The organism is Pseudomonas sp., from assembly GCF_049300855.1.
Classification (GTDB): domain Bacteria; phylum Pseudomonadota; class Gammaproteobacteria; order Pseudomonadales; family Pseudomonadaceae; genus Aquipseudomonas.
This window is the reverse complement of the sequence record NZ_JBAQKH010000008.1, coordinates 151,611-170,053: the sequence shown is the minus strand read 5'-3', so window position 1 is coordinate 170,053 and position 18,443 is coordinate 151,611. Positions and strand designations below refer to the sequence as shown.

Annotated in this window: 18 protein-coding genes; 10 read left to right on the top strand and 8 right to left on the bottom strand. The window is 57.5% G+C overall.

The annotated features are described in order from the left end of the window. Nucleotides 1–224: 224 nt before the first annotated feature. Nucleotides 225–422 carry a hypothetical protein gene (locus WA225_RS02840; protein WP_122593797.1) on the bottom strand — a complete coding sequence of 66 codons (198 nt, stop codon included), beginning with the start codon at nt 420–422 and terminating at the stop codon, nt 225–227. A gap of 67 nt (nt 423–489) precedes the next feature. Continuing rightward, nucleotides 490–1,077: a TIGR00730 family Rossman fold protein gene (locus tag WA225_RS02835; protein WP_422606790.1), complete on the bottom strand. Its 588-nt coding sequence runs from the start codon at nt 1,075–1,077 to the stop codon at nt 490–492. A 340-nt stretch (nt 1,078–1,417) separates the two neighbouring features. Between WA225_RS02835 and azu the strand changes: the two genes are divergently transcribed. Next, entirely contained in the window at nt 1,418–1,861 is a 444-nt protein-coding gene (gene azu, locus WA225_RS02830) for an azurin (protein ID WP_008078296.1), read from the top strand. A 198-nt stretch (nt 1,862–2,059) separates the two neighbouring features. Here the strand turns inward: azu and nadE are convergent, their stop codons facing one another. The 5 genes from nadE to WA225_RS02805 all read right to left on the bottom strand — a co-directional run bounded on the left by nadE (nt 2,060) and on the right by WA225_RS02805 (nt 6,280). Then, nucleotides 2,060–2,887, bottom strand: a complete 828-nt coding sequence (nadE, locus tag WA225_RS02825; protein WP_422606789.1) for an ammonia-dependent NAD(+) synthetase — start codon at nt 2,885–2,887, stop codon at nt 2,060–2,062. A 4-nt stretch (nt 2,888–2,891) separates the two neighbouring features. Next, nucleotides 2,892–4,115 (bottom strand): nicotinate phosphoribosyltransferase, encoded by a 1,224-nt coding sequence (pncB, locus tag WA225_RS02820; RefSeq protein ID WP_422606788.1) that lies wholly within the window; start codon nt 4,113–4,115, stop codon nt 2,892–2,894. Nucleotides 4,116–4,165: 50 nt separating this feature from the next. After that, a complete protein-coding gene (locus WA225_RS02815; protein WP_422606787.1) occupies nt 4,166–4,420 on the bottom strand; it encodes a hypothetical protein in 255 nt (84 codons plus the stop codon). After that, the gene (locus tag WA225_RS02810) at nt 4,413–4,682 is read right to left on the bottom strand and encodes a hypothetical protein (protein WP_422606786.1); all 270 of its coding nucleotides are present in this window, start codon (nt 4,680–4,682) and stop codon (nt 4,413–4,415) included. Before WA225_RS02810 ends, WA225_RS02815 begins: the two co-directional genes overlap by 8 nt. Nucleotides 4,683–4,813: 131 nt before the next feature. After that, nucleotides 4,814–6,280: an alanine/glycine:cation symporter family protein gene (locus WA225_RS02805; protein ID WP_422606785.1), complete on the bottom strand. Its 1,467-nt coding sequence runs from the start codon at nt 6,278–6,280 to the stop codon at nt 4,814–4,816. 174 nt (nt 6,281–6,454) lie between these two features. On the opposite strand from WA225_RS02805, the gene WA225_RS02800 reads away from it, so the two are divergent. Further along, a complete protein-coding gene (locus tag WA225_RS02800) occupies nt 6,455–7,264 on the top strand; it encodes a helix-turn-helix domain-containing protein (protein ID WP_422606784.1) in 810 nt (269 codons plus the stop codon). Between the two features lie 51 nt (nt 7,265–7,315). On the opposite strand, the gene WA225_RS02795 is transcribed toward WA225_RS02800, so the two are convergent. Continuing rightward, a complete protein-coding gene (locus tag WA225_RS02795) occupies nt 7,316–8,212 on the bottom strand; it encodes a LysR family transcriptional regulator (protein WP_422606783.1) in 897 nt (298 codons plus the stop codon). Between the two features lie 162 nt (nt 8,213–8,374). Between WA225_RS02795 and WA225_RS02790 the strand changes: the two genes are divergently transcribed. The 8 genes from WA225_RS02790 to WA225_RS02755 all read left to right on the top strand — a co-directional run bounded on the left by WA225_RS02790 (nt 8,375) and on the right by WA225_RS02755 (nt 18,382). Beyond that, nucleotides 8,375–9,865, top strand: a complete 1,491-nt coding sequence (locus WA225_RS02790; RefSeq protein ID WP_422606782.1) for an aldehyde dehydrogenase family protein — start codon at nt 8,375–8,377, stop codon at nt 9,863–9,865. An 82-nt stretch (nt 9,866–9,947) separates the two neighbouring features. Beyond that, complete coding sequence (locus WA225_RS02785; RefSeq protein ID WP_422606781.1) at nt 9,948–11,231, top strand: NAD(P)/FAD-dependent oxidoreductase; 1,284 nt, start codon at nt 9,948–9,950, stop codon at nt 11,229–11,231. 368 nt (nt 11,232–11,599) lie between these two features. After that, on the top strand, nt 11,600–12,733 hold the full coding sequence (locus WA225_RS02780) for a branched-chain amino acid ABC transporter substrate-binding protein (protein ID WP_422606780.1): 1,134 nt from the start codon (nt 11,600–11,602) through the stop codon (nt 12,731–12,733). Nucleotides 12,734–12,975: 242 nt separating this feature from the next. After that, nucleotides 12,976–13,890 (top strand): ABC transporter permease subunit, encoded by a 915-nt coding sequence (locus tag WA225_RS02775; protein WP_422606779.1) that lies wholly within the window; start codon nt 12,976–12,978, stop codon nt 13,888–13,890. A gap of 3 nt (nt 13,891–13,893) precedes the next feature. Then, entirely contained in the window at nt 13,894–15,195 is a 1,302-nt protein-coding gene (gene livM / locus WA225_RS02770; protein WP_422606778.1) for a high-affinity branched-chain amino acid ABC transporter permease LivM, read from the top strand. Continuing rightward, on the top strand, nt 15,192–16,064 hold the full coding sequence (locus WA225_RS02765) for an ABC transporter ATP-binding protein (protein WP_422606777.1): 873 nt from the start codon (nt 15,192–15,194) through the stop codon (nt 16,062–16,064). The genes livM and WA225_RS02765 overlap by 4 nt, the downstream gene beginning before the upstream one ends. After that, nucleotides 16,061–16,777: an ABC transporter ATP-binding protein gene (locus tag WA225_RS02760; protein WP_008078275.1), complete on the top strand. Its 717-nt coding sequence runs from the start codon at nt 16,061–16,063 to the stop codon at nt 16,775–16,777. The genes WA225_RS02765 and WA225_RS02760 overlap by 4 nt, the downstream gene beginning before the upstream one ends. 840 nt (nt 16,778–17,617) lie before the next feature. Then, nucleotides 17,618–18,382, top strand: a complete 765-nt coding sequence (locus WA225_RS02755) for an SDR family oxidoreductase (protein ID WP_007915905.1) — start codon at nt 17,618–17,620, stop codon at nt 18,380–18,382. The last annotated feature ends 61 nt before the right edge of the window (nt 18,383–18,443 follow it).

The window sequence follows — 18,443 nt, the reverse complement described above, 5'->3', positions numbered from 1 at the left end:
ACAAAAGTGATATAGCCACCGTCTTCTTGACCCGGCCCATTGTCGGCCGGGTTTTTTATGCCTGCTTTTCCAATTTTGGAATGGGGGGTGCCCTTCTCGAGCAGGCTCACTCCTGCAAGGGATTTGGGGTGTACTCGAGGCAAGGGCTGTGAGGGCCGGCAGTGAAACCGCCAGCCCCGTCACAAATCCGCTGGGTCTGATTCGATCATCAAACCCGGTGGGGCTCAGGCGTCAGGCGCCTGATCTTTCGGTGCATCGGTTGCTTCAGTTGCATCAACATCGTCTTCCGTTGCCACTTCACCCTCAGGGTTCAGTGCTGCTTCTTCAGCGGTTTGCTTCTTGCGCTGAAGCTTTTCCTCTTTCTTCTGTTCCTTTGCCAGGTCTCGTTGACGTTTGGCGAAGGAGTAATTGGGTTTGGCCATGGGCGTTCCTCTTGGTCGAAGGTGAGGTTGAGCGGCGCGTATTCTGCCCTGTATCGGTGCCCGGTGGTTAGCCGGGTTTTTGGTCGACCCATTTTGGCGTGACGGTCGGCTTCCAGTTATCCAGGGCATCGAGCAGCGTTTGCGGCGATTCGCTCACTTGCAGCATGTCACGGTGTGGCGCGCGAACGAAGCCTTCGCCGACGATGTGGTCAAGAAAAGCAGTGAGTTTGCTGTAAAAACCGTTCACTTCGAGCAGACCCAGTGGTTTGCCGTGATAGCCGAGCTGGCCCCAGGTCCAGACTTCGAACAGCTCTTCCAGCGTGCCGAGGCCGCCGGGCAGGGCGATGAACGCATCACTGAGCTCCGCCATCCGCGCCTTGCGCGCGTGCATGCCATCGACCACTTCCAGACGCGTCAGGCTCTTGTGGCCGATTTCCTTGTCCATCAGACTCTGCGGGATGATGCCGATCACTTCGCCGCCAGCGGCCAGCGCGGCGTCGGCCACAATGCCCATCAAGCCCACAGCACCACCGCCGTAGACCAGGGTCAACTTGCGTTCAGCCAAGGCCCGGCCAAGGGCGACGGCCGCTTCGGTATACGCCGGGATGGTGCCGGCGTTGGCACCGCAAAATACACAAACGGATTTCAGAGACATGCCTTCCTCCTGGGTCAATCCGTCACAGGGTAATGGCTGGCACGCCTCGATCCAAGGGCTAAACTTCGCGTTCCGGTGATTCAAAGGTACCGCTGGCGCCACAGGCGTAGGCGGCGAGCAAACTGCACAACAGACCGTTAAAGAACATGACAGGCACTCCGTCTCAGTAGATGCGCCGATCATAGAGCGGGCCGGGGAAGCTGGCCGTTAGATTGTGTCGATGAGTGTCATAGCCTGAAAGTTGTATACAATTTTTGACTCAAGTCATAGGAACTTGCGAAGATTTCAGGCAGTCTTTCTACCATTCGTGTTTTTGTTAACCCTGCCTTGGAGATTCACCATGTTTTCCAAAGTTGTTGCGGTATCCCTGCTGGCGCTGGCCAGCAGCCAATTGATGGCTGCCGAGTGCAAAACCACCGTTGACTCCACCGATCAGATGTCCTTCAACACCAAGGAAATCGTGATCGACAAGAGCTGCAAGACTTTCACCGTCGAACTGACCCACTCCGGCAGCCTGCCGAAGAACGTGATGGGCCATAACCTGGTGATCAGCAAAGAAGCTGACATGCAGCCGATCGCTACCGCAGGCCTGGCCGCCGGTATCGACAAGAACTACCTGCCGGAAGGTGACGCGCGCATCATCGCTCACACCAAGATCATTGGCGCCAAGGAAACCGACTCGCTGACTTTTGACGTGGCGAAGATTGCTGATGGCGGCTACGGCTTTTTCTGCTCGTTCCCTGGCCACATCTCGATGATGAAAGGCACCATTACCGTTAAGTAAGCAGGCCAATCGCGTCATCGTTCTTCGCGAGCAAGCTCGCTCCCACAGGTTTCAGTTGTTCACAAATGCTGTGTCCGACAGCGAACCATGTGGGAGCGAGCTTGCTCGCGAAGGAGCCATCGGCATCAGTGAATGCAATGGCCAAAGAAAAGCCCGCTGAGGATCACTCCTCAGCGGGCTTTTTCATGCCATCAGCGCTTACGGCGCAAACGGCATCACGCGTTTGTGATGGGTTTTGTTGTAGGTCGCGACGATGATGTCGAACGCCTCCTGACGCACCGGTTCGCCATGCAGGAACGCATCGATCTCGGCATACGTCACGCCGTGGGACGCTTCGTCGGGTTTGCCCGGCGACAGGTCTTCCAGATCCGCCGTCGGGATTTTCTCGACCAGCGACTCCGGCGCACCAAAGCTGCGGGCAATCGCGCGAACCTGATTCTTCACCAGACCGCTGAGCGGTGCCAGGTCGCAGGCGCCGTCGCCGAACTTGGTGAAGAAGCCCATCACCGCTTCCGCCGCATGGTCGGTGCCGATGACCAGACCGTGCGCCGCGCCGGCGATGGTGTACTGGGCGACCATGCGCATCCGCGCCTTGGTATTGCCGAGCACAAAGTCCACCGACACCGCATGCTTGCCTTCAAACGCTGCGACTTCACTGGCCAGCGATTTCACCGCCGGGCCGATGTTGACCGTGTGGCGTTCGTCTGGAGCGATGAAATCCACCGAGGCCTGAGCGTCGTGTTCATCGAACTGAGTTTCATACGGCAGGCGCACGGCGATGAATTTGTAGCTGTTGTCGCCGCTCCGGTCGCGCAGCTCACGCATCGCGCGCTGGGCCAACAGGCCAGCAGTCAGCGAATCGACGCCGCCGCTGATGCCCAGCACCAGCGTCTTGAGCCCGGAATTGACCAGGCAATCCTGAATAAAGGCAATGCGCCGGGCGACTTCGGCTTGCAGCGCTTTGTAGTCGGCGAACGGCGCTTGCACCTTGAGCTGCTGCGCAATCTCACGCTGTACGGCTTGCATGAATTCACTCCTTGCTAGATAGACGGGGATCGGCAGGAACCTGAAACACGTGTCGCAAATAGGCGACGAAATTCGGGTCTTTGCAGTGGGACTTGCCTGGCTCGTCGGAGATCTTCGCCACCGGTTGGCCGTTGCAGGCAGTCATTTTAAGCACGATGCTCATCGGTTCAACACCCGCAATGTCACAGGTGAGGTTGGTACCGATGCCGAAGCTGACATTGATCCGACCATGCAGCGCGCGGAAGATCTCCAGTGACTTGGGCAAGGTCAGGCTGTCAGAGAACACCAGGGTCTTGCTCATCGGGTCGATGCCGAGCTGGTGATAGTGCGCGATGCACTTTTCGCCCCACACCACAGGATCGCCGGAGTCATGGCGCAGGCCATCGAACAGCTTGGCGAAGAACAGATCGAAATCGCCGAGGAACGCGTCGGTGGTGATGCAGTCGGTGAGGGCGATCCCCAGCAAACCGCGGTACTCGCGAACCCAGCAATCAAGCGCGGCGATCTGACTGTCGATCAGCCGTGGGCCGAGTTGCTGGTGCGCCATGATCCATTCGTGGGCCATGGTGCCCAACGGCTTCATGTCCAGTTCGCGCGACAGATGCACGTTGCTGGTGCCGACGAAACGCCCGGGGAAGTCGTGCTTGAGCACGTTCACCACTTCCTCCTGCACGCGGTAGGAAAACCTGCGTCGGGTGCCGAAATCGGCTACTTGCAGTTGCGACAATTCGTCGGCCGAGGCATTGGCGGTCAGCCAGTCGAACTTGCGGTAGAGCTGTTCGCGCGCCTGTTCCAGTACGGTTTCACGATAGCGATAGCGGTTGCGCACTTCGCTGACGATCGCCAGCAGCGGCACTTCGTAGAGGATCACATGCAGCCACGGCCCGCGCAGGCGGATAAACAGTTCGCCGTTTTCGATGCCAGTGTGCACGTAGCGCAAGTTAAAGCGGAACAGCCCGAGGAAACGCAGGAAGTCCGGCTTGAGGAAGCTGATGCGCTCAAGAAAACTCAATTGATCGGCGCTCAGGCTCAGCTCGGCCAGACGCTCGATCTGATAGCGGATCTCGGCCAGGTACGGGCGCAGATCCTCACTGTTACGGCAACGAAACTCCCATTCGACTTCGACGTTAGGGTAGTTGTGCAGCACCGCCTGCATCATCGTCAATTTGTAGAAGTCGGTGTCGAGCAGGTTCTGCACGATGCGATCGGCAAACACACTCTCGCTCATAACGGGGTCTCCAGGTGCGCCGCGCCTGTGCGCGGTCTCAATCAATGGCGCTAGTGGCGCATATCAACGGTGGGGATTGCCAGCGCTTTTTTGCTCTCGGGTGAAAGATCCTCTGTGGCCATACATCTCAACCCGCAAAAATTATTCATTTTCGGTTGCACTGCGAGCGCGGCGTGAAGGATTTGTTCAAGTTGCTCCCAGCTCTTTAAATACTCGGCGAGTAGTGTGTGTCTTGGGATCAGCTTTGTTTCAACCGCTTTGATCATCGCTGCTCTGATCATCTCTTGAGTGGCAATCTTATACATGGAGGAGACCGCCCTTGAAGGAGATCTGTTCCAGCGTATCAACGCCGTCCTGAAGTAAAACATAGGCAGGTAGTATCAGTCGGTAAAAGTCAGAGTCGTTGGTGTCTTTGATCGTGACTGATGTGTAAGTCTCCAAAAGACGGGTGGCGGCGCGGATTCTGAAACAAGCGTCTTCAAATAACTGATCAGGTGCGGCGTGTGAGTCTATAAAAAAGGTAGGGATAATGGTTGCGTTCGCTTTGAGCGGATAGAAACGATTCATGGAATAACATCCTTTGGTTTTTAGATGTGATAGGTCGAAGAATCTATTGTTCTTTAAATGAAACAGTGGAGATTTTTTTATTTGAAGTATGCAGAGCCCCCACTGGGTGAATGGCTCTGTATTTATACTGTTTAAGCTTTAACTGGCGGCTTGATGACTCCCGAGGTGGGAGCGGGCTGGCTATTGCTCGTCGTTCCTGGGCCGGCAGTCCGTGGTGGCCACGCTTCAGGGTCCAGGTCCAGATCAAGAAACAGACTGGAATCGAAAACAGGTGCCTTGATTCCAGCGCGACGTTGTTCGTCGTAATCCTGCAAAAGACGCAGGCATATCTTGAACAGCAGCGCCATCGCTATCAGATTGACAAGTGCCAGTAAGGTCATGGTTATGTCTGCAAAAGCCAGAACAGTGGACAGATCTTCGATGGAGCCCCAGAACACTAAAAACAAAACCAGCAGACGATAGATAATCAACGACTTTTTCGGAGCGCCGAACATGAATCGTAAGCTGTTTTCTCCCAAGTAATAGTTGTAAAGCATTGCCGTGAATACGAACAACGCCAGTACCACGCTTATAAACATTCGTCCCCATTCCCCCACGACGGCTGCCAGCGAGTTTTGTGCCAGAGCAATCCCGTCGCCTTCAAATCCCTGGGTGTAGAAACCGGATAGCAAAATCAGTAGTGCAGTGCATGTGCAGATGACGAATGTATCGATGAAAACACTCAATGCCTGTACGACGCCTTGCGCAACCGGGTGGCCGACCTTCGCGACTGACGCAACATTAGGGGCGCTGCCCAAGCCTGCTTCGTTGGAAAATACTCCGCGTCTGACGCCCATGATGATTGCACTGCCAACCAGGCCGCCGAACGCCTGATCCAGACCGAATGCGCTTTTGACAATGGTGATCAGCATTGCCGGAACTTGATCGAATTGCAGAACGAGCACATAGACGGTCACGCCGATGTAGGCGAGAACCTTAAGCGGAACGAGAAGGTCGGCAACTGTTGCTATGCGCTTTATCCCGCCGATGAAGACGACTCCCAGCATCAAAGAAAGCGCGAGTCCTGAGTACATGGGCGGCAGACCAAACGCATCCTTGAGCGAGTGTGCTACCGCGTGGGACTCGAGGCCATTGATTGCGAACCCGAAGGTCACCAGCAGAAGCACAGCGGCGATCATCCCGAGCCAGCGCTTGTCCAGACCGTGTTGGATGTACCACGATGGCCCCCCTCTATAGAGACCGTTACCATCGCTGCGCTTGTAGAGTTGACCCAGCGTACATTCGAAAAGGCTGCTCGACATGCCCAACAGCGCAGTCATCCACATCCAGAATACGCCGCCAGGCCCACCCATGCTGACTGCGATCCCGACGCCAACGATATTGCCAGTACCCACACGTCCTGCAAGGCTGAGTGTCAGTGCCTGAAATGAACTCAATTGATGGCTGCCTGCGCGCCAACTGCCGTGTAAAACGCCGAACATATGGGAGAAGTATCTGAACTGGACAAATCTTGACCGGACAGTGAAATAGCTCCCTAGCCCAAGCACTAAAGGTATTAATACCTTGCCCGAGAGAAAGTCATTGATGACGTCTAGCATTCAAAGCTCCTTGCTATTTAGAGTGCTGGCGAATTAATAGTGTCGTCAGTCCTGAAGTCATTCAGGAGTCGTAATATCCAGTGATATTTCATTCGATGCAATTTCGCAAGTTGCTTAAATGTGATGCGAGTTGCTGCTATGGTTGGCGCTTCTTGATTTATGTTAGGTCGTTGTATGTGTGAGTTTTTATCGGCGAATTTGAGACTGCTGTGTAGTCACTACAGATCTGTCGCGGATGTTTGTAGGAATATTCAAATTAATCGTGGGCAATTCAATAAGTATCTTTGTGGGAAAAGTACGCCGACACCTTTTAATTTAAAGAGGATCTGCGATTTTTTTGGTGTGGAAGAATTTGAAATCGGACTGCCGAGTGAGCAATTCATCACACTGATAGGCATTAAGAACAGTAAGAATCAGGCGTTGGGTAAAGTGACGGCACCACAGATGATGCATGAGCATCTCCGCCAAAAATCGTCAGCAGAGCTGAAAGCACATATCGGCTATTACTACGAGTATTACCACGCAATGACCGACCCCGGCTCCATTCTGTGCTCGCTTGTGCATGTGCGGGGGGAGGGCGATGACGTGATCTATGAACGAAACGAGCGCTTACAGATAGCTGGAGCAGTGGCGGGCTTTGAGCAGTATCAATATTTGGGTATTGCTTACTACCTGCGGGACCGTTTGTTTTTCATTGATTATGAATCGCATACGTCCAACGAAATCAGCCAGACCATTCTCATCCCAAGTTTCAAAAGCTGCATTACACGACTCAATGGTTTGAAGATGGGTGTGTCTGCTGCGGATCATCGTGCCCCCGCGTGCTCGAGGGTTGTATGGGAATATCTGGGACAGGAAATCGATCGGATAGACGCCTATCGCCGCGTTCGGTTGTACGCGCCTGATGATTGCGCTATCGATGACGATTTGCGCGCTCGTCTCGGCCAGGCTCAGATTGTTGACGGCCTGTTTGTTATCGGCTGATAAACTCGCGCATTCGATGTCGAGTGAAACCAGGCTGCTCCTCCAGAGAAGTCAGGGATTGTCGATCTGCTCCAGCATCCACTTCACAAAATCCCGCACCTTCGGCACTTCCGCCGCATGCTCCGGGTACGCCAGGTAATAGGCGTCGGAACTGGGCATTGCATGCTCCCAGGGAATGACCAGTTTGCCGTCAGCCAATTCCTCTTCCACCAGAAACCGTGGCAACAGCGCTACACCACAACCTACCTGCGCGGCGCGGATGCACATATAAAAGGTTTCGAAACGTGGCCCGTGGTAGCTGTGTTCGGTCTGGTAACCCTGGCTGTCGAACCAGTCGTGCCAGGCCTGCGGGCGCGAGGCATTTTGCAGCAGGACCAGATCGGTGAGTTGCGTCGGATCAGTAAACGGCTTATCCGGCAGGCTGCCCGGCGCGCACACCGGCACCAGCTCTTCGCCAAACAATTTCAGGCATTCAGTGCCGGGCCGCGAGCCCTGACCGAAATAGAACGCCAGATCGCTGCGCCCTTGCAGCAGATCATCGGCTTCCTGCTCGTTGCACAGGTCCAAATGAATGGAAGGATGACGTAGCCGCCAGCCTTTCAGGCGCGGCACCAGCCAGCGCGCGCCGAAGGTCGATGGCGTCGATACGCGCAGGACTTCAGTCTCACCGCCGTAGGAACGCAGGTAATGCGTCGACATCTCCACTTGCGAGAGAATTTTTCGTACTTCAACCAAGTACAAATCCCCGGCCGGGGTCATCTGCAAACGCCGGCGCACGCGGCGGAACAACAGGTGCTGCAGCAGTTCTTCAAGCTGTGCGACCTGCTTGCTCACCGCGCTTTGGGTCAGGTTCAGTTCCTCGGCGGCGCGGGTGAAACTCAAGTGCCGGGTCACGGCCTCGAAGCACTGCAGGGCGGTGATCGAAGGCAAGTGGCGTTTGTTCAGCATGACCGATCCTTTTCTTGTCTTTCTAGCGCTGCATGAATAAACGGAATGATATCTCGCGTAAAGGTCGTTTGTTGCCTCGCCATTGTGACGCTACAACTAAAGGCCTGCCCGGGCGCGAAAAAGCGTCCGCACACTTTCAGTTTTTTGCTTGAGGAGTGACCCATGGTTGCCGCATTGCTTGATCGTCTAGGGGTGAACCCGGCCCTTTACCAGAACGGCAAAGTGCCGGTGCATTCGCCGATTGACGGCAGCCGTATTGCCGCCGTCAACTGGGAAGGCCCGGCCGAAGTCGAGCAGCACATCAGTCGCGCAGATCATGCGTTCGAGCAGTGGCGCAAGGTGCCGGCGCCGCGTCGCGGCGAACTGGTGCGTCAATTCGGTGAAGTGTTGCGTGAATACAAGGCTGATCTGGGCGAACTGGTGTCGTGGGAGGCTGGCAAGATCACTCAGGAAGGGCTGGGTGAAGTGCAGGAGATGATCGACATCTGCGATTTCGCCGTCGGCCTGTCCCGCCAGTTGTACGGTTTGACCATCGCCTCCGAGCGCCCTGGCCATCACATGCGTGAAACCTGGCATCCGCTGGGCGTGGTCGGGGTGATCAGCGCGTTCAACTTCCCGGTCGCGGTGTGGGCGTGGAACACCACGCTGGCGCTGGTCTGCGGCAATCCGGTGGTGTGGAAACCGTCGGAGAAAACCCCACTGACCGCACTGGCCTGTCAGGCATTGTTCGACCGTGTGGTGAAGAACTTCACCGATGCCCCAGCGAACCTTTGCCAAGTGATCATCGGTGGTCGCGATGCCGGTGAAGCACTGGTCGACGACCCGCGTGTCGCTCTGATCAGCGCCACCGGCAGCACGCGCATGGGCCGTGAAGTGGCGCCGAAAGTCGCCGCACGTTTCGCCCGCAGCATTCTCGAACTGGGCGGCAACAACGCGATGATCCTCGGCCCGAGCGCCGATCTCGACATGGCGGTACGCGCGATTCTGTTCAGCGCCGTCGGTACTGCGGGTCAGCGCTGCACCACATTACGTCGGTTGATCGCCCATGAGTCGGTCAAGGAAGAGATCGTCACCCGCCTTAAAGCTGCGTACTCGAAAGTGCGCATCGGCAACCCGCTGGAAGGCAATCTGGTCGGCCCGCTGATCGACAAGCACAGTTTCGAAAACATGCAGGACGCACTGGAGCAGGCGTTGAGCGAGGGCGGTCGGGTGTTCGGCGGCAAGCGTCAGCTCGAAGATCAGTTCCCCAATGCTTATTACGTTTCGCCGGCCATCGTTGAAATGCCTGAGCAGAGCGACGTGGTCTGCAGCGAAACCTTCGCGCCGATTCTGTACTTGGTTGGTTACAGTGATTTCCAGGAAGCGTTGCGCCTGAACAATGCGGTGCCGCAAGGTTTGTCGTCGTGCATCTTCACCACCGATGTACGCGAAGCCGAGCAGTTCATGTCGGCAGTCGGCAGCGACTGCGGCATCGCCAACGTCAACATCGGTCCGAGCGGTGCCGAGATCGGTGGCGCGTTTGGTGGCGAGAAGGAAACCGGTGGCGGTCGTGAGTCCGGTTCCGATGCGTGGCGCGCGTACATGCGCCGCCAGACCAACACCGTTAACTACTCGCTGGAACTGCCGCTGGCGCAGGGCATCACCTTCGACTGACTGGTGGAGATCGATCGTTCCCACGCAGAGCGTGGGAACGATCATTTTGCAGTGTTTGTTAGGTTTCTGTTGGAGTCTGGCAATGCCGTTACGCGAAGAATGTCTGTGGGAAAAACTCACGCCACAAAGGCCGGATAACACCGCGCTCAAGGGCGAAGTCAACGTCGATGTCTGCGTGATCGGCGCCGGGTTCACCGGGTTGTCGGCGGCGCTGCATCTGTTGGAAAAAGGCAAAAGCGTCTGCGTGCTGGAAGCCCATCGCGCCGGCCATGGCGGGTCCGGACGCAACGTCGGGCTGGTCAACGCCGGCATGTGGATCCCGCCCGACGAGATCGAGGCTGGTTTCGGCGAAGCGGTCGGCAGTCAGCTCAACCGCATGCTTGGGGCGGCGCCGGCACTGGTGTTCAGCCTTGTGGACAAGTACAACATCGATTGCCAGTTGCGCCGCGAAGGCACGCTGCACATGGCGCACAACGCCAAGGGTGAGGCGGATCTGCGCAGTCGTGAACAGCAATGGAAACGCCGTGGCGCACCGGTTGAACTGCTCACCGGCAAGGCGTGCGAACAGGCCACCGGTACGCAAAAAATCGCCGCTGCGTTGCTCGACCGTCGCGCTGGCACGCTCAACCCGATGGCTTATGTCACCGGGCTGGCCAATGCTGTGATCGGTCTCGGCGGGCAAATGTTCGATCACTCCCCGGTCACTCGCCTTGAACGTCAGGGCGCAAAATGGTCGGTGCAGACCGAGCACGGGTCGGTGCTGGCCGAGCAAGTGGTCATCGCCTCCAACGCCTACACCGAAGGCGACTGGACCGAACTCAAGCGCAACTTCTTCCCCGGTTACTACTATCAGGTCGCTTCGGTGCCGCTGACCGAAGACGCCGCGCAGGAAATCCTCCCGGGCGGGCAAGGTTCGTGGGATACGCGGCAAGTGCTGAGCAGCATCCGCCGCGACAAAGAAGGGCGGTTATTGCTGGGTAGCTTGGGCAACGGCAATCAGAAACCGACCTGGTTTCTCAAGGCCTGGGCCGATCGCGTGCAGCAGCATTACTTCCCCAATCTGAAACCCGTCGAGTGGGAATGCACCTGGACCGGGCGAATTGCATTTACCCCCGATCACCTCATGCGCCTGTTCGAACCGGCGCCGGGACTGGTGGCCGTCACCGGCTACAACGGCCGGGGCGTGACCACTGGCACCGTGGTTGGCAAAGCCTTCGCCGACTACTTGTGTAACGGCAATCCACAGGCCCTGCCGATTCCTTTTGCACCGATGCAGCCCTTGGCGGGTGTGGGTCTGCGCAGTTGCCTGTACGAGGCCGGGTTCTCGCTGTATCACGCGGGCCAGTGCCTGCGCATTGTGATTTGAGTGTTGAAATATGTTGCCGGAAGCGGCGCTTTTTCACGTAGCGACTAGCCTGTAATGGTGCGGGTTGTAGCAGTCCCGCACCAGCAGTGTGCAGTTCGGTGACGCGGGCTGTTACAGGCTGGTTGCACGTCGTTTGGCGCCGCGGTTGCAATGATGGCGCGTGCGGGTTGCGCCTGAAAAAATAAATGGTTTCACCTTCCGCGGTTTAGACGGTTGCACGCCCAATGAAAATGGGAACGAAACAGTCGAAATAACAAGAAAGCAGCGACTTTTTGAAGAATAAAAAACCGATGGCACGGCCCTTGCTCACAGCATTCATTGAAGTGAAGTCGCAGTGCCAACTAAAAAAAACCTTGGAGCACCACCTCATGTCCCAGACGTTTTACAAGAAAGGCTTTCTGGCCCTCGCAGTGGCTACTGCGTTGGGTGTTTCTGCGTTTGCTCAAGCTGATGTGAAAATCGGTGTAGCGGGTCCAATGACTGGCGCCAACGCGGCATTTGGCGAGCAGTACATGAAGGGTGCACAGGCAGCGGCGGATGCGGTCAACGCGGCAGGCGGCGTCAACGGGGAAAAAATCGTACTGGTCAAGGGCGATGACGCCTGCGAACCGAAGCAGGCCGTGACGGTCGCCAAGGACCTGGTCAACCAGAAAGTCGCTGGCGTAGTCGGTCACTTCTGCTCTTCTTCCACCATCCCGGCCTCGGAAATCTATGACGAAGCCGGTGTCATCGCGATCACTCCGGGTTCCACCAACCCACAAGTGACCGAGCGTGGCCTGGGCGCCATGTTCCGTATGTGCGGGCGTGACGATCAGCAAGGCATCGTCGCCGGCGACTACATCGTCGATGTGCTCAAGGGCAAGAAAGTCGCGGTCATCCACGACAAAGACACCTACGGCCAAGGCCTGGCGGATGCCACCAAGGCGCAGTTGATCAAGCGCGGCGTGACCCCGGTCATCTACGAAGGCCTGACCCGTGGCGAGAAAGACTTCAGCGCCCTGGTCACCAAAATCCGCGCCGCCGGTGCCGACGTCGTTTACTTCGGCGGTCTGCACCCGGAAGCCGGTCCACTGGTTAAACAACTGCGTACCGAAGGCCTGAAAGACGTGAAATTCATGTCCGATGACGGCATCGTTACCGACGAACTGGTGACCACTGCTGGCGGCCCGCAATACGTTGACGGCGTGCTGATGACCTTCGGCGCCGACCCGCGTCTGCTGCCAGAAAGTAAAACGGTAGTGGATGCCTTCCGCAAAGCCGGCACCGAGCCTGAAGGCTACACCCTGTACGCCTACGCTTCGGTGCAGACCCTGGCCGCCGCCTTCAATGGCGCCAAGTCCAACAGTGGCGAGAAAGCCGCCGAGTGGCTGAAAGCCAACCCGGTGAAAACCGTCATGGGCGAGAAAGCCTGGGACAAGAAGGGCGACCTGAAAGTCTCTGATTACGTGGTGTACCAGTGGGACGCCAGCGGCAAATACCACCAGCTGGAAAAACAGAAGTAAGGGCTGACGCGATCAACTGATCCCACATCAGTAACTGTGGGAGCGGGCTTGCCCGCGATGGCGTCAGCTCAGTCGACACTCATTTCGGCTGATCCACCGCTATCGCTGGCAAGCCAGCTCCCACAGGGTTTGGGGTGATCGGGTAAATCGCGCTCTGACATTGCTCCGACGTAAATCTGTATTTTTCCTAGAAGAGCCGCACGCCCACAGGTGTGCAGGTTCTCACTGCGTGAGATTGCGTTATGGATGGTATTTTCCTGCAGCAACTGGTCAACGGCCTGACCCTCGGGTCGGTCTATGGCCTGATCGCCATCGGCTACACAATGGTCTACGGCATCATCGGCATGATCAACTTCGCCCACGGCGAGGTTTACATGATTTCCGCTTACCTGGCGGCAATCAGTCTCGCTCTGCTGGCTTACTTCGGTATCGAATCCTTTCCGCTGCTGATGCTCGGCACACTGGTCTTCACCATCATCGTCACCGGGGTGTATGGCTGGGTCATCGAACGCATCGCTTACAGACCCCTGCGCAATTCCACCCGACTGGCACCGCTGATCAGCGCCATCGGTATCTCCCTGATTCTGCAAAACTATGCCCAGATCAGCCAGGGCGCCCGTCAACAGGGTGTTCCCACGCTGCTCACCGGTGCCTGGCGCATCGACATCGGCACCGGTTTCGTCCAGCTCACCTACACCAAGGTGTTCATTCTGGTCGCCGCGTTCGTCGGCATGGGCCTGCTGACCTATATCATCAAGTACACCAAACTCGGCCGCATGTGCCGCGCCACCCAACAAGATCGCAAGATGGCCTCGATTCTGGGGATCAACACCGACCGTGTTATTTCTTACGTGTTCATCATCGGTGCAGCCATGGCGGCGCTGGCCGGCGTACTGATCACCATGAACTACGGCACGTTCGACTTCTACGCAGGCTTCGTCATCGGCATCAAGGCCTTCACTGCCGCGGTACTCGGCGGGATTGGTTCGCTGCCGGGCGCGATGCTGGGCGGGATCATCCTCGGCATCTCCGAGTCGCTGTTCTCCGGTCTGGTCAACTCCGACTACAAAGACGTGTTCAGCTTCTCGCTGCTCGTACTTGTTCTGGTCTTCCGGCCGCAGGGCCTGTTGGGCCGTCCTCTTGTGTCGAAGGTGTAAGCGATGTCTTCAACCACCCAAAAAAGCATTGATGTCAAAAAAAGCCTGGTTGAGGCGATTCTTGCCGGCCTGATTGCCCTGATCGTTTTCGGGCCGATTGTCGGTGTCGTCCTTGAGGGGTACAGCTTCAATCTCGAACCGACCCGCGTGGCGTGGATCATCGGCATCGTCATGATTGGCCGTTTCCTCCTCAGCCTGTTCCTGCAAACGCCCAAGGGGCTGAAAATTCTCGACGGATTCGAGAGCACCGGTTCCGGTGTGCATGTACTGCCAAGCGACCATAAATCGAGCCTGCGCTGGATCATCCCGCTGCTGATTGTGCTGGCGGTCATCGTGCCGTTCGTTTCCAACTCCTATCTGCTGGGCGTGGTCATCCTCGGGTTGATCTACGTGTTGCTGGGGTTGGGATTGAACATCGTGGTCGGTCTGGCTGGCCTGCTCGACCTCGGTTACGTGGCGTTCTACGCCATCGGCGCCTACGGTCTGGCGCTGGGTTATCAATACCTCGGTCTGGGTTTCTGGACCGTGCTGCCGCTGGCGGCGATCACTGCGGGGCTGGCCGGTTGCATTCTCGGTTTCCCGGTGTTGCGCCTGCATGGCGACTATCTGGCGATCGTGACCCTGGGCTTCGGTGAAATCATTCGCCTGATCCTCAACAACTGGCTATCCCTGACCGGCGGCCCGAACGGCATGCCGGCGCCACTGCCGACGTTCTTCGGTCTGGAGTTCGGCAAGCGGGCGAAGGATGGCGGGGTGCCGTTCCATGAGTTCTTCGGCATCGCCTACAACCCGGACGTGAAGTACTACTTCATCTACGCAGTCTTGTTCCTGGTGGTGCTGGCCGTGCTCTACATCAAGCATCGGCTGGTGAAAATGCCGGTCGGTCGCGCCTGGGAAGCCTTGCGTGAAGATGAGATCGCCTGCCGTTCAATGGGTCTGAACCACGTGCTGGTCAAGCTTTCGGCGTTCACCATCGGTGCGTCGACGGCGGGTCTGGCCGGGGTGTTCTTCGCCACCTACCAAGGCTTCGTCAACCCGACCTCGTTCACCTTCTTCGAATCGGCACTGATCCTCGCCATCGTCGTACTCGGCGGCATGGGCTCGACCATCGGCGTGGTGATCGCGGCATTCGTGCTCACCGTCGCCCCGGAACTGCTGCGCGGCTTTGCCGAATATCGCGTGCTGCTGTTCGGCATCCTGATGGTCTTGATGATGATCTGGCGACCACGCGGGCTGATCCGCATCAGCCGTACCGGGGTCACTCCACGCAAAGGTGCCATTCACTATGAGAGGACTGCGCCATGAGTGAAGTCGTACTCTCTGTTGAAAAACTGATGATGCACTTTGGCGGCATCAAGGCCTTGAGCGATGTCAGCCTGAAGGTCAAACGCAACTCGATCTTCGCCCTGATCGGCCCCAACGGCGCCGGCAAAACCACGGTGTTCAACTGCCTGACCGGGTTCTACAAAGCCACTGGCGGCAAGATCGAACTCAACGTGCGTGGCCAGCAGACCAACGTCATCCAGTTGCTGGGCGAGTCGTTCAAACCGACCGACTTCGTCTCGCCGAAATCCTTCCTCAGTCGTCTGTATTACAAGATGTTCGGTGGCACACATTTGGTGAACCGCGCAGGCCTGGCCCGGACCTTCCAGAACATTCGCCTGTTCAAGGAAATGTCGGTGCTGGAAAACCTGCTGGTGGCGCAGCACATGTGGGTCAACCGCAACATGCTCGCCGGCATCCTCAACACCAAGGGCTATCGCAAGGCTGAAAGCGATGCGCTGGACTGCGCGTTCTACTGGCTGGAAGTGGTCGATCTGGTCGACTGCGCCAACCGTCTCGCCGGTGAACTTTCCTACGGCCAGCAACGCCGTCTGGAAATCGCCCGGGCCATGTGCACGCGGCCGCAGATCATCTGCCTCGACGAACCGGCCGCTGGCCTCAACCCTCAGGAAACCGAAGCGCTGAGCGCGATGATCCGGCTGCTGCGCGACGAGCACGATCTGACCGTGGTGCTGATTGAACACGACATGGGCATGGTGATGAGTATTTCCGACCACATCGTGGTGCTGGACCACGGTATTGTGATTGCCGAAGGCGGGCCTGAAGCCATCCGTAACGACCCGAAAGTGATTGCCGCCTATCTGGGCGCCGACGAAGAGGAACTGGTATGACGCAACCGATCCTCGAACTCAAAGACCTCGACGTGTTCTACGGACCGATCCAGGCGCTCAAAGGTGTTTCGCTGCAGATCAACGAGGGGGAGACCGTGAGCCTGATCGGCTCCAACGGCGCCGGTAAATCAACGTTGCTGATGTCGATTTTCGGCCAGCCACGGGCGGCCGGCGGGCAGATTATTTATCAGGGCGTCGACATCACCCAGAAGTCTTCGCACTACATCGCCTCCCACGGCATCGCGCAATCGCCGGAAGGGCGGCGGGTGTTCCCCGACATGACCGTCGAGGAAAACCTGCTGATGGGCACCATCCCGATTGGCGACAAGTACGCCAAAGAGGACATGCAGCGCATGTTCACGCTGTTTCCACGGCTGGAGGAGCGGCGCACACAGCGGGCGATGACCATGTCCGGCGGTGAGCAGCAGATGCTTGCGATTGCGCGCGCGTTGATGAGCCGGCCGAAGCTGTTGCTGCTCGACGAGCCGAGCCTGGGCCTGGCGCCGATCGTGGTGAAACAGATTTTCGCGACCCTGCGTGAACTGGCGAAAACCGGCATGACGATTTTCCTCGTCGAGCAGAACGCCAACCATGCGCTGAAGCTGTCTGACCGGGCGTACGTGATGGTCAACGGCGAGATTCGCCTGACCGGTACGGGTAAAGAACTGTTGGTGAATGAGGAGGTGCGTAACGCCTATCTGGGCGGGCACTGATTTTTTCCAGCGTTATACACAGCCCCGGCGACGCGAGTCCCGGGGCTTTTTGCATCTCAAACCCACCTCAATCCCTGTGGGAGCTGGCTTGCCAGCGATAGCGGTTGATCATTCAACCCTGATGCAGGGAGTGACGGCCCCATCGCTGGCAAGCCAGCTCCCACAGGTCAAACGGTGACCTTCAGTGGAATTGTGGAAAACAAATTCCCCAAGCTGCCAAAGCGCGACATATAGACGCTGCAAATGGCTGTTTTTCCACAGTTTTGACTTGTCCCCGTTTGCTGTGGAGCTGGCTGTGAATAACGTGGGTGTATGTGGCTGCACGCCATATAAAACGTGGCCTGCAAGTGCGTGGTTGTTTTTTGATCAGGCATTTTGGCGGGGCTTGAAGTCAATGTTGTCAACCTTTTTATAGGGCCGCGGACAGCAGCGCTTCCGGGTGAACAAGCCTGTGGATAAGTCTGTGACTAAACTCTGGAAAGACTGCGCTGAGGGCCGTAATGACTGGCCTTGCGCAATCACTGTGCTGACCGGGCAGTCGTGCAAGATGCCATCTCCGGCACATCCGCCACTTCAGGGTCAAGCAAAAAACTTTCTATTTTCCCCGCAAAGCCTTGTGTGGCGCGGCTTTGCACGTTTCCAGTTGCCCCCGGAAACTGTGGAAGGGACTGTGGATAACATGCGTGCACATGGCTACAGGCCACGGTGGCTATGGTGTCGGCGGGGTTGGTTGTTTTTTGTACACTTTGTAGCAGTTGCCCGTGAGTGCCGGGCCGGGCATGCTGCCTGCTGATTTTCTATTCCAAGGGCTGCTCCGGTGGCCGAAGCAAGGAGAACACGATGTCCAACACCCTGTTTATCACCGGCGCGACGTCCGGTTTTGGTGAAGCCTGTGCCCGCCGTTTTGCCGAGGCAGGCTGGAAACTGGTGCTGACCGGTCGTCGTGAAGAACGCCTTAACGCGCTGTGCGCCGAGCTGTCGAAACAGACCGAAGTGCATGGTCTGGTGCTCGATGTGCGTGATCGCAAGGCGATGGAGGAGGCGATTGCCAACCTGCCGCCATCGTTCGCCAAGCTGCGTGGCCTGATCAACAACGCAGGTCTGGCGCTGGGCGTGGACCCGGCGCCGAAGTGCGATCTGGACGATTGGGACACCATGGTCGACACCAACGTCAAAGGCCTGATGTACGCAACCCGCCTGCTGCTACCGCGCCTGATCGCCCATGGCCGTGGCGCCGGTATCGTCAATCTCGGCTCCATCGCCGGTAACTATCCGTATCCGGGCAGCCACGTGTATGGCGCGACCAAGGCGTTCGTTAAACAGTTCTCACTGAACCTGCGTTGCGACTTGCAAGGCACCGGCGTGCGCGTCAGCAACATTGAGCCAGGCCTGTGCGAAAGCGAGTTCTCGCTGGTGCGTTTTGCCGGCGATCAGGAGCGTTACAACGCGACTTACGCAGGGGCTGAGCCGATCCAGCCGCAGGACATCGCCGAGACGATTTTCTGGGTGATGAATGCGCCGGCGCACATCAACATCAATAGCCTGGAATTGATGCCGGTGAGCCAGACCTGGGCTGGTTTTGCCATTGAGCGGAACAAGGCTTAAGACCGCGTTGAAGCCATTCGCGAGCAAGCTCGCTCCCACATTTGATCGCGGTCTCATGTGG

Excerpts from the sequence above, each read along its gene's own strand:
- WA225_RS02840 (WP_122593797.1), bottom strand. The coding sequence starts at position 422 with ATGGCCAAACCCAATTACTCCTTCGCCAAACGTCAACGAGACCTGGCA.
- WA225_RS02835 (WP_422606790.1), bottom strand. The coding sequence starts at position 1,077 with ATGTCTCTGAAATCCGTTTGTGTATTTTGCGGTGCCAACGCCGGCACC.
- azu (WP_008078296.1), top strand. The coding sequence starts at position 1,418 with ATGTTTTCCAAAGTTGTTGCGGTATCCCTGCTGGCGCTGGCCAGCAGC.
- nadE (WP_422606789.1), bottom strand. The coding sequence starts at position 2,887 with ATGCAAGCCGTACAGCGTGAGATTGCGCAGCAGCTCAAGGTGCAAGCG.
- pncB (WP_422606788.1), bottom strand. The coding sequence starts at position 4,115 with ATGAGCGAGAGTGTGTTTGCCGATCGCATCGTGCAGAACCTGCTCGAC.
- WA225_RS02815 (WP_422606787.1), bottom strand. The coding sequence starts at position 4,420 with ATGTATAAGATTGCCACTCAAGAGATGATCAGAGCAGCGATGATCAAA.
- WA225_RS02810 (WP_422606786.1), bottom strand. The coding sequence starts at position 4,682 with ATGAATCGTTTCTATCCGCTCAAAGCGAACGCAACCATTATCCCTACC.
- WA225_RS02805 (WP_422606785.1), bottom strand. The coding sequence starts at position 6,280 with ATGCTAGACGTCATCAATGACTTTCTCTCGGGCAAGGTATTAATACCT.
- WA225_RS02800 (WP_422606784.1), top strand. The coding sequence starts at position 6,455 with ATGTGTGAGTTTTTATCGGCGAATTTGAGACTGCTGTGTAGTCACTAC.
- WA225_RS02795 (WP_422606783.1), bottom strand. The coding sequence starts at position 8,212 with ATGCTGAACAAACGCCACTTGCCTTCGATCACCGCCCTGCAGTGCTTC.
- WA225_RS02790 (WP_422606782.1), top strand. The coding sequence starts at position 8,375 with ATGGTTGCCGCATTGCTTGATCGTCTAGGGGTGAACCCGGCCCTTTAC.
- WA225_RS02785 (WP_422606781.1), top strand. The coding sequence starts at position 9,948 with ATGCCGTTACGCGAAGAATGTCTGTGGGAAAAACTCACGCCACAAAGG.
- WA225_RS02780 (WP_422606780.1), top strand. The coding sequence starts at position 11,600 with ATGTCCCAGACGTTTTACAAGAAAGGCTTTCTGGCCCTCGCAGTGGCT.
- WA225_RS02775 (WP_422606779.1), top strand. The coding sequence starts at position 12,976 with ATGGATGGTATTTTCCTGCAGCAACTGGTCAACGGCCTGACCCTCGGG.
- livM (WP_422606778.1), top strand. The coding sequence starts at position 13,894 with ATGTCTTCAACCACCCAAAAAAGCATTGATGTCAAAAAAAGCCTGGTT.
- WA225_RS02765 (WP_422606777.1), top strand. The coding sequence starts at position 15,192 with ATGAGTGAAGTCGTACTCTCTGTTGAAAAACTGATGATGCACTTTGGC.
- WA225_RS02760 (WP_008078275.1), top strand. The coding sequence starts at position 16,061 with ATGACGCAACCGATCCTCGAACTCAAAGACCTCGACGTGTTCTACGGA.
- WA225_RS02755 (WP_007915905.1), top strand. The coding sequence starts at position 17,618 with ATGTCCAACACCCTGTTTATCACCGGCGCGACGTCCGGTTTTGGTGAA.